This window comes from Mesorhizobium argentiipisi (SeqCode), assembly GCF_037179585.1.
Lineage (GTDB): Bacteria > Pseudomonadota > Alphaproteobacteria > Rhizobiales > Rhizobiaceae > Mesorhizobium > Mesorhizobium argentiipisi.
On record NZ_JAPYKO010000041.1, the window covers coordinates 17,870 to 27,006 of the forward strand.

The window sequence follows — 9,137 nt, forward strand, 5'->3', positions numbered from 1 at the left end:
GGCTTCTTTTCTGCCGTTTGCGACTTCAGTCGGACCAGGCTTTCAGACCCTCGCCTGACCGGCGGAACGAAGGCTTTCGGCGCTCGTTTGCCGACGTGGGGTTCCAGCACGGCAACAGGAGCATCGACATGAATGACGACAGAAACAGTGTTCTGGAGGCGCGCTGGCTGCTTGCCGTGCCGGCCTCGATGCTGCTCACCGTGCTCATAGCCGGCTTCCTGCTTGGGTAGGCGGCTGATGAACTGGCTGCTTTTTCTTGCCGCCGACTTCCTGTCACCTCCGTCCAACTTCTATGCCATGCTTGCCGCGATGGCTGCGTGCACCCCGCGCGAGACGCGCAACGACGTGGCCGGCTGAGCATGCCGAGCCGTAGGAAATCACGTCACAACCACCGCAGCTGGAAACAGAGGCCGAGCGCCGGGTGGCAGCGTTGCGAGGCACGATGAGTGAGGCCGGTGCCGCAGTGGGGGGTTCGTTGGGGTAGCTGAGGCACCGGCCGAAGGCGGAATGGGCACCGCCGGCTGTCGAGAATAGGGCTCTCACATCGAGGCGAAATTGCGTGATCGCGGAAGCGCCTGATCTCCCGCTCGTGCGAGACTATACGCTGCGCCGTCTCCGCCAATCACCAGCCACCGCAATCACCGTTGCGACCAGCATCAGTCCCGCGGCGATGACGAAGGTGAACTCCATACCATGCGCGACGGCGGCCGGCGCCGCCGCCGCGACATTCCCTGTCCCCATGGCGAAGGCGAACAGGGCGCCCATCACCGCCGTGCCGGTGACGAGGCCGAGATTGCGCGAGAGGCTCAGCATGCCTGACACCACGCCGCGCTCGCTCCTGTCGACATCGGCCATGACGGCGGTGTTGTTGGCCGCTTGGAAGAGCTGGTAGCCGGGCGTGAGCAGGATGATCGCCGCCGCATAGCCGGCAACGCCGAAGAGGCCTGGCAACGCGGCGAGCGCGACGCAGCCGGCGACCATGAGGATCAGGCCGGCAACGACCATCGCCGCCGCGCCGAGGCGGTCGACGATGCGCCCGGCAATGACGCCGCACAGTGCCGAGACGACGGGGCCGATCGATAAAACAGCGCCCGTCGTCGCGTCGCCGAGGCCCAGCGCGCGCGACAGGAAGAACGGACCGACGACCAGCGTGGCCATGATCACCGTCGAGACCAGAGCGTTCATGGCGAGGCTTGGCGCCAGCACCGGATCGCGCAACAGCGCGAGCTTGACCAGCGGCGACGCCACCCTGGCCTCGGCGACAACGAACAGCACCGCGCCAACAATTGTCCCGCTGAGCAGAGCCACGTTCAGGCCGCCGAAATGGCCGCGCCCCATGGTCATGGACAAGGCGTAAGCGGCAAGCGTGGCGGCGAGCAGCAGCATGCCAAGCGTATCGAAGCGGCCCCTCGCCTCTCCATGAAAGGCTCGCATCGCTGTTGCTCCGCCCGCGGGCAGGAAGCGCCAGGCGGCAAGCAGCGCGACGGCGCCGAGCCCGGCATTGACCAGGAAGATCGAGCGCCAGCCGAGCGCGGCGATCAGCACGCCACCGAGCGAAGGCCCGAGCGCCGTGCCGATCGCCGACATGGTGCCGAGCAGGCCCATGGCGCTGCCGGTGCGCTCCTTCGGCACCGTCTCGCCGACGAAAGCGATCGTCAACGCCATCATCACGGCAGCGCCCAGGCCTTGCGCGGCGCGCGCGGCGATCAGCAGCGCCAGCGACGGCGCGAATGCTGCGGCGAACGAGGCGGCGCTGAACAGTGCGAGGCCGGCGATGAGCAGCGGCCGGCGGCCGACCAGATCGCCGAGGCGCCCGACGCTGACGATGAGCATCGTGATGGCGAGCAGATAGGCGAGCACCACCCATTGCACCGCCGCAAAAGACGCGGCGAATGCCACGCTCAGCGTAGGCAGCGCGACATTGGCGATGCTTGTGCCGAGCGAGGAGACGAGCATGGCAAGCGACAGGCTGGCCAACGCGCCCGCCGTCGAATGGCGCAGCGGCGCGGCGCGGGTTTGGGCAATGTCGGCCATGATTTCTTCTCCGTTGGTTGAACTCGCCGGGAAGATAAGCGTGGTTGTGACATGGCGGAACGCGCAGCATTTGCACTTGAACAGTGCATCAGGCGCCATGTCGCTTTGACGTATCCGTGCTATGGTCGCGCCATGTCGCGACCCGATCTCAACCTGCTCGTTACGCTGGATGTGCTGCTTGCCGAAGGCAGCGTCGCCCAAGCTGCGCGACGCTTGAAGCTCAGCCCTTCGGCGATGAGCCGGGCGCTGGCGAGGCTGCGCACGGCGACCGGCGATCCGCTTCTGGTGCGCGCCGGGCGCGGCCTGGTGCCGACGCCGCGCGCCGTCGAGCTCGGCGCTGAGGTCGGGCGGCTGGTGAAGGAGGCGGAAGCGGTGCTGCGCCCCGCCGAGCGGCTCGACCTTGCGCGGCTTGACCGCAGCTTCACGCTCCGCAACAGCGATGGTTTCGTTGAGAATTTCGGCCCGGCGCTGCTGGCCCGTGTGGCTGAGGAAGCGCCGGGCGTGCAATTGCGCTTTGTGCCCAAGCCCGACAAGGACAGCGGCCCGATGCGCAAGGGCGCGGTCGATCTGGAGACCGGCGTGGTCGGCGGTTCGACCGGCCCGGAGGTGCGCGCGCAGGCGCTGTTCCGCGACCGCTTCGTCGGCGTCGTGCGCGCCGGCCATCCCTTAAGCGAAGGCCGTATCACCGCCGCCCGCTTCGCCGCCGGCCGGCACATACTGATCTCTCGCCGTGGCCTCGACCGCGGCCCGGTGGACGACGCCTTGGAGCTAGCCGGGCTGACGCGGAAGGTTGCGACCGTGGTCGGCGGCTTTGCCGAAGCGCTGGCATTGGCGCGCGGCTCCGACCTCATCGCCACCGTGCCGGAGCGCTATACCGGCACCCTGCGCGACGGGCTGTTCACCTTCACGCTGCCGGTAAAGCTCGCCGCGCTGACCATCTCGCTCTTGTGGCATCCGAGGCTCGAGGCCGATCCGGCGCATCGCTGGCTGCGCGGGCTGGTGAAAGAGGTGTGTCGCCTTCCCTCTCCTCCACTTCACCGGGACGAGAAAACCATGGCCTGAGAAGCCGGCGCCGGCAACGTGTTCGAATGTGAGAAGCAGGTCGCGTCGAACGGCACGTGCTGTCTCGCTGGCGCATTGCGCGACAATTGCCCTGGACAACGGGTTTCCTGCCAGGCCTGCAACGGAACCGGCCCCGCGCGGCTACGGCGCACCCTCTGCCAGAGAGTGCTGAACCAGAGCCGGTTCGCCGAGACGACAATCCGACCTTGCGCCGTATGCGCGATTTCTAATATAAAAATGCCGCGCGAGAGGCGAACGGCGGGCACCCTGGATACGCGCATGAAAACCTATCGCGTCGAGGAGATAGACGGCGAAACCGTCGTCGCGGTCCATTCGACAGAAGCCAAGACACCTTTCGAGGCGGCTGAGAAGGCGCTTGGCCAGAAAGTCACCTTGCGCGCCGGCGCCGACAGGTGGGTGCGTGTGGTCGACCTCACCGAGCGGCCGCGGCCGATGAGGCTCAGGCCCGCTATCTTCGAATTCAAGGCGATCGGAAAAAGGAAATAGCGCGACCGCTTTTGCTCCATGGCGCTTAGGCGCCGGCGCCGCCCATCAGCGCTGCAACCAAGGTCGCAAGGAAGACAAGCAGCCCCAATGGGACCCGATCCAGCCATGACCGCCGTCTGGCAAGAACCTCGAACAACCGATTGGTCATCGCAACTTCCCCCATTCGCTGGCGACATTCTATCACATCTTTCATGAGCGGATCATGAAACGGCTCACCGATGCGCCGGATGCCGCTTTCGAGGGAACCCGTCGTCGCCGGCGCCGATGCTGCGCTGCCGAATTGCGCCCAAAAAAAGTCGGGGTCGAAGGGGAAAGCCGGCCGGCGAAAAATCAGCTTATTCAGGCGGATAAGCGTATAGATGCGGCGGCATGGGGCCATCGCAAAAGCCCGCAATTCCGCCGTTTCAGAGCTTCTTGACGGGGCCCCGGCATGGCTGCAAGGCATGCTTCGGGCACCAAAAGGCGGCCAAAAAGTCCCGCCCGAGCCGGTCGCCGGCAGCGTTGACAGGACACCGCCCGAATGGCAATGCGCAACCACTGGTCACGCCATGACCGTTGCTGTTGGGGACGGACGGGGTTTCAGCAGCTTGGCGGCGGCGCCGGACGGGCGGGCACCTTCGAAGTGTACCGCCCGCTCCTGGCCGGGCAACGCTTCCAGCTTAAGAACAGCTCGCTTAAACGAATCGAGCCTGCTTGTGCGTTCTGAAAAATCTCAGAATGTGAAGCCGGAGGACGGCAAGGCCGCAGTCGCCGCCGAAAGCCTGTCGCGTCTGGCTAGCGTTGGTTTGCAATATGGCTTCTTCATCGGCTGTCTCGACCCGGTCGACGATAAGATCAGGACAGCAATTATGCTTCGCGTCCTCCGCGTCAAGCGACGAGAGTCAGGCGACGAGAGGGGAAAAAATTTGGCCGGCGAGCCGATCGGCGCGTCAGCCAATTGGGGGGCGAAGCGTCAGATCGGGCCCGAGCCCTGGATTGCCACGACGCTCGACAGCTTCTCACGCTTCGACAGCACCGGATTCTCGCAGGCTGCCTTCGTGAGTGACTCCTTTGCCCAGGTTTCAGGCCCGCAGCACGCGGCGCGAACGGGTTCTCGTCAAAGAACGACGGTCCCGGGTTAGCCGGCGTGCCGCAGCCAGTGGCGGTCGAACACGTCAAGAATAGCGCGGAACTCGGCCGGCGGGATCTGGCCGACGTCGCCTTCGTCGGCTCCGAGGAAGCGGCCGACCAGCCGGTCGACAGCCTCCGGATGCTCGAAAGCAATGCCGAGCGCCGCCAGGTCGGCTGCGATCGATCCCTGCGGAAGCAGATATCCTCCCCATGCGGGGGCGCCGGGCACCGGATCGCGCAGGCGCACCATGAGGATTCTGGTGAACGAGGGCTGCGCCTCCGGGCCGATGATGGCTGTGCCGCACATATAGCCGCCGAGCACGCTGCCCGGCTGTGACTGGGGGAACAGGCTGAAGAAGAACTGGGCGTCGCCGCCGACCTCCCTTACATGGACGTACAGGCCGCGCTTCGCGGGCGTCACGGGGCCGCCCAGAACGAGCTGGCCGGTCGGCAAGGCCTCGCGGTAACGGGCGGTGAGGCCGTGCACGCCCGGTCCCACTTCGATCGACAGGCTGCCCTTGATAAGCTGACCGCGATAGTAGGGCGACCAGGCGCGCGAATAGCAGGCATAGCTTCCGATCAGCGCAATGCTCTGGGCGCGGTCGTCATGCGCGGAGGCTGCCTCGAACTGCTGCGCGGCGAGCCGTTCGAGCGCGCCCCGGTCCATACCGTGACGGGCGCAGACGGCGGCGGTGAAGCTCGGCAGATCGCTTTCAGCGATCCACACGCCGGGCTGCTCCAGCTGCAGCAGCTTTGCCCAGTCCTCGTAGACGCTGAGCTCGCGCGGATGAGCCCGACCCTGCAGCCACTTGTCGGCGCGGCCGATATCGAATGCCGTTCTGGGATTGACGGCGCGGAACGCCGCCGCGAGATCCTTGCGGGTCACCGTACCCAGCAAGGCCGAAGTCAGCCTTAATTTTTGCGCGATGTGCTGCGCCATGCCACAAGCCCCTCGACGCCTTCAGCCGCCAGAGCATCTCGGCGTTTGGCGGGAATAGACGAATTGCCCACGATTTCATTCAGCACGCCGGCAAACATCTCCATTGCCGCTACGCTTATTTTCCTTTTCTAATATCACAGGAAATCCAAAGAATTCCACAGCCTTCCACGCGCGCCGTCTTTGCGACCTGGCGACCGGCGCTAGGGTTCGCTTCGGGATGAATGCATTCGGGATAAATACAGGGGAGCTCATGAAACTCGTTCTATCCGCTCTCGTCGTGGCGCTTGCGCTGTCGCAAGCCGCCGAGGCCAAAACAAAGAAACCGCTGACCGAGACAAAGACCTGCCACGAGAAAAGTCGGCCGCTGCTCGATGAGTCGGCCACCGGCGGCATCGTGCCCTCGGCGGGCCTGACGTCGAAGAACGCCGATCCAGGCCAAGCCTATCCGCAGCCGCTGGACCTTCACTTCTAGAGCAATTCCGGAAACCGCGCTCGACGGTTTTGGTCCACAACCGCGTAAGACAAAGGTAGCCATTCCGGTGGCCTCATAGCCGGCTCACCTCCGGGATTGTCGGGAAACGGCCGGAGGGCCGAACCAACAGCCGCGCGGCCAGCCTGAGGGCTGGGCTTGGCCGGCGCGGCGCCGGTCATCTGCCCCCTCGTCCTCCCCTTATGTTGCACTGCGTTAAATTTGTTGCATTGCGATATGGGCCGGCAGGCGCAAGTCTTCCCCAAGGCGGGATACGAACGAACGTTGCGAGGTTCGTGTTCGTGTCAGCATCGGCGCAGGATTTCCGACCCGACATAGAAGGGTTACGGGCGCTGGCCGTGGCGGGCGTGGTCGCCTTCCATTTCGGCCTGACCGTGCTGCCCGGCGGCTTTGCCGGGGTCGACATCTTCTTCGTCATCTCGGGCTATCTGATCACCCGCCATCTCGTCGCCGAGATCTCCGACACCGGCCGGCTTGATCTGTTGCGTTTTTATGCGCGGCGCGCGCGGCGGCTGCTGCCGGCGGCGCTTTTCGTCATCGCCGCAACGCTTGCCGCGGGCGCGATCATCCTGTCGCCGGAGGAGCAGGCGCTCTACTCCAAGGGCGCGATGTTCGCCTCGGCGTATATGATCAATCTGTGGCTGATCCGCTGGTCGTTCGACTACTTCGCCAATGACGCCACGAGCAATCCATTCATCCACTACTGGTCGCTGTCGGTCGAGGAGCAATTCTATCTGGCCTGGCCGGCGCTGCTGATGCTGGCCGCCTGGATGAAGCCCGGCAAGCGCGCCATCGTGGTCGCGATCGCCGCTGTCGGCCTCGCTTCCTTTGTTCTCTGCGCCTGGCTGACGAGCGGGTCGCAGCCTTGGGCCTTCTACTTTTCGCCGCTGCGCGCATGGGAATTTGCCGCCGGCGGCCTCGCATCGATGGTGCCGGCGCGGCTATTACAGGAGCGCCCGCGGCTGGGGCGGGCGTTGAGCCTGGCCGGACTGGCGATGATCGGGGTCGCTTATCTCACCTTCAGCGAGGACGCTCCCTTCCCCGGCTTTCTGGCGCTTCTGCCTGTGGTCGGTACGGTCCTTCTGCTCAAGGCGGGAGCGGCCGGCGCCAGGGACGGCACTCCTCGTTTGCGCAATTCAAAACGGAACTGCGTGAACGCCGCCCTGGCGCTGCCGCCTTTGCAATGGATCGGCAGGCTCTCCTATTCGCTTTATCTGTGGCATTGGCCGGTCATTGTCTATGCCGGCATGCTGGCCCCGGAGCTGACATCCGCCGAGCGGCTCTACTGCCTTGCGCGGACGCTCGCGCTGTCCATCCTCAGCTACCACCTCATCGAGAACCCGATCCGTCGCAGCGGCTGGCTGATGGCCAATGCGGCGCGGGCGCTGGTGCCGGCCCTCCTCCTGACCGGCACCGGCGTCGCAGCCGCCTACGGCAATGCGAGGTTCGCCGTGCACGACCTCGATCCGGAGCAGCGCATCATCGCGGCGAGTGCCGCGGAACCTTCCACGGCCCGCGCCAGGGCGGGCTGCGTACAGGACTATGAGACGGTGACGCCGACCCCTTGTGTGTTTGGCGACGGCAGACGCACCATCGCTCTGTTCGGTGATTCCCACGCCGACCACTGGTCGACGCCGCTGATCGAGGCGGGCCGAAAAAACGGTTACCGGGTGGTGACCTGGCTGAAGAATTCCTGCCGCGCCTCGCGCATCAGCGTCTGGTCGTCCGAGCTCAAGCGCGCCTACTCGGAGTGCGACCGCTGGCGCGAGCAGGCGATCAAGGAGATCATCGGGGCAAGGCCGGCGCTGGTGGTCATCTCGGAGCTGGCGCTGACCAGCGGACGCAAGATGGCGGGCGGCGGAGGCGACACGGACAGCCAGGACGCCGATTGGCGGACCGGCCTGCGCTCCACTCTCACCAGCCTGAGCCAAGCAGGCCTCAAGGTCGCCTTCATCCGCGACGTGCCGTTCAACAACGCGAATGTCGACACCTGCGTGGCGCGGGCGCTTTGGCGGAGCGAAACGCCCTCGCGCTGCGACCAGACGCGGGCCTATGCCGCCAACGACAAGATGGCCAGGGTGGAACGCGAGATCGTGACCAGCATCCCCAACGCTTCCTACATCGACCTCACCGATCGCTTCTGCGACGCCACCACCTGCCACGTCTTCATCGACGGCAAGCTCGCCTTCCGCGACCAGCACCATATGGCGACGCCCTTCGCGGAATCGCTGGAGCCGGAGGTGGAGAAAAGGGTGATTTCGAAAGTGGGGCGGTAGCGGCGCCGCCCACTCCTTCGTCATGCTCGGGGCTTGGCCCGGACGACCGCGCTGGCGCTTCACGCGCAGCGACCCCCCTCTGTCGCCTTCGGCGACATCTCCCCTCGAGGTGGGGACTACCAGCCCTCAATCCACCACAACGACAAAATGCTTCGTCACCGGCTCGAGGATCTTCCACGTCCCTTTGAAATCGGCCTCGACCACGAAAGCATCGCCGGGGCCGACCTCTACCGGATCGCCCCCGTCGGGCGTGATGATGATGCGGCCGGCGATCATGTGGACGAATTCATAGTCGGTGTAGGTTGCATGATAGGTGCCGGGCGACGCGCGCCAGGTGCCGGACATCACCTTGCCGTCCTCGGTGGTGTGCTGGACCGCCGTCTGCATGGTGGGGGAACCCTCGACCGCGATCCAGCCCGGCAGGTCGCCGCCATCGGCATGCTCGACGGGGCCAAATTTGAGAATGGTTTTCTTGGTCATGGAGGGCTCCTGTGGTTGAGATTACGTCAGATGTGGCATAGCCGATGGCGCCAAGGGCGCGCGAGCGATGCTGCGACATTGCGCGACGCGCTATTCTCCCTAGTCCGCACGCCCCCTTGTGGGCATATGCGCTAAGATAGCTTTGGCATGGCTTGAAACTTGCGCTTTCGTGGTGGCTCGCGCCAACGATGTCGCAAGGCATGGAGATTCTGGCGCAGGGTTGCCAAGGGCGGCTGAG

General features: G+C 65.4%; 9 protein-coding genes. 5 read left to right on the top strand and 4 right to left on the bottom strand.

The annotated features are described in order from the left end of the window. Window positions 1-597: 597 nt before the first annotated feature. On the bottom strand, window positions 598-2,034 hold the full coding sequence (locus O7A05_RS31560) for an MFS transporter (protein WP_337097209.1): 1,437 nt from the start codon (window positions 2,032-2,034) through the stop codon (window positions 598-600). A gap of 132 nt (window positions 2,035-2,166) precedes the next feature. On the opposite strand from O7A05_RS31560, the gene O7A05_RS31565 reads away from it, so the two are divergent. Further along, window positions 2,167-3,096, top strand: a complete 930-nt coding sequence (locus O7A05_RS31565; RefSeq protein ID WP_337097210.1) for a LysR family transcriptional regulator — start codon at window positions 2,167-2,169, stop codon at window positions 3,094-3,096. Between the two features lie 279 nt (window positions 3,097-3,375). Then, on the top strand, window positions 3,376-3,603 hold the full coding sequence (locus O7A05_RS31570; RefSeq protein ID WP_337097212.1) for a hypothetical protein: 228 nt from the start codon (window positions 3,376-3,378) through the stop codon (window positions 3,601-3,603). A gap of 25 nt (window positions 3,604-3,628) precedes the next feature. On the opposite strand, the gene O7A05_RS31575 is transcribed toward O7A05_RS31570, so the two are convergent. Beyond that, window positions 3,629-3,997, bottom strand: a complete 369-nt coding sequence (locus tag O7A05_RS31575) for a hypothetical protein (RefSeq protein WP_337097213.1) — start codon at window positions 3,995-3,997, stop codon at window positions 3,629-3,631. Window positions 3,998-4,298: 301 nt separating this feature from the next. On the opposite strand from O7A05_RS31575, the gene O7A05_RS31580 reads away from it, so the two are divergent. Further along, window positions 4,299-4,724: a hypothetical protein gene (locus tag O7A05_RS31580; RefSeq protein ID WP_337097215.1), complete on the top strand. Its 426-nt coding sequence runs from the start codon at window positions 4,299-4,301 to the stop codon at window positions 4,722-4,724. On the opposite strand, the gene O7A05_RS31585 is transcribed toward O7A05_RS31580, so the two are convergent. After that, entirely contained in the window at window positions 4,721-5,653 is a 933-nt protein-coding gene (locus tag O7A05_RS31585; protein WP_337097217.1) for a hypothetical protein, read from the bottom strand. The two genes, O7A05_RS31580 and O7A05_RS31585, sit on opposite strands and share 4 nt — an antisense overlap. Window positions 5,654-5,903: 250 nt before the next feature. Between O7A05_RS31585 and O7A05_RS31590 the strand changes: the two genes are divergently transcribed. Together O7A05_RS31590 and O7A05_RS31595 are read left to right on the top strand one after the other, a co-directional pair. Beyond that, entirely contained in the window at window positions 5,904-6,125 is a 222-nt protein-coding gene (locus tag O7A05_RS31590) for a hypothetical protein (RefSeq protein WP_337097218.1), read from the top strand. Between the two features lie 293 nt (window positions 6,126-6,418). Then, window positions 6,419-8,419 carry an acyltransferase family protein gene (locus tag O7A05_RS31595; protein WP_415927083.1) on the top strand — a complete coding sequence of 667 codons (2,001 nt, stop codon included), beginning with the start codon at window positions 6,419-6,421 and terminating at the stop codon, window positions 8,417-8,419. Window positions 8,420-8,545: 126 nt separating this feature from the next. On the opposite strand, the gene O7A05_RS31600 is transcribed toward O7A05_RS31595, so the two are convergent. After that, a complete protein-coding gene (locus O7A05_RS31600) occupies window positions 8,546-8,899 on the bottom strand; it encodes a cupin domain-containing protein (protein ID WP_337097220.1) in 354 nt (117 codons plus the stop codon). Window positions 8,900-9,137: the final 238 nt, after the last annotated feature.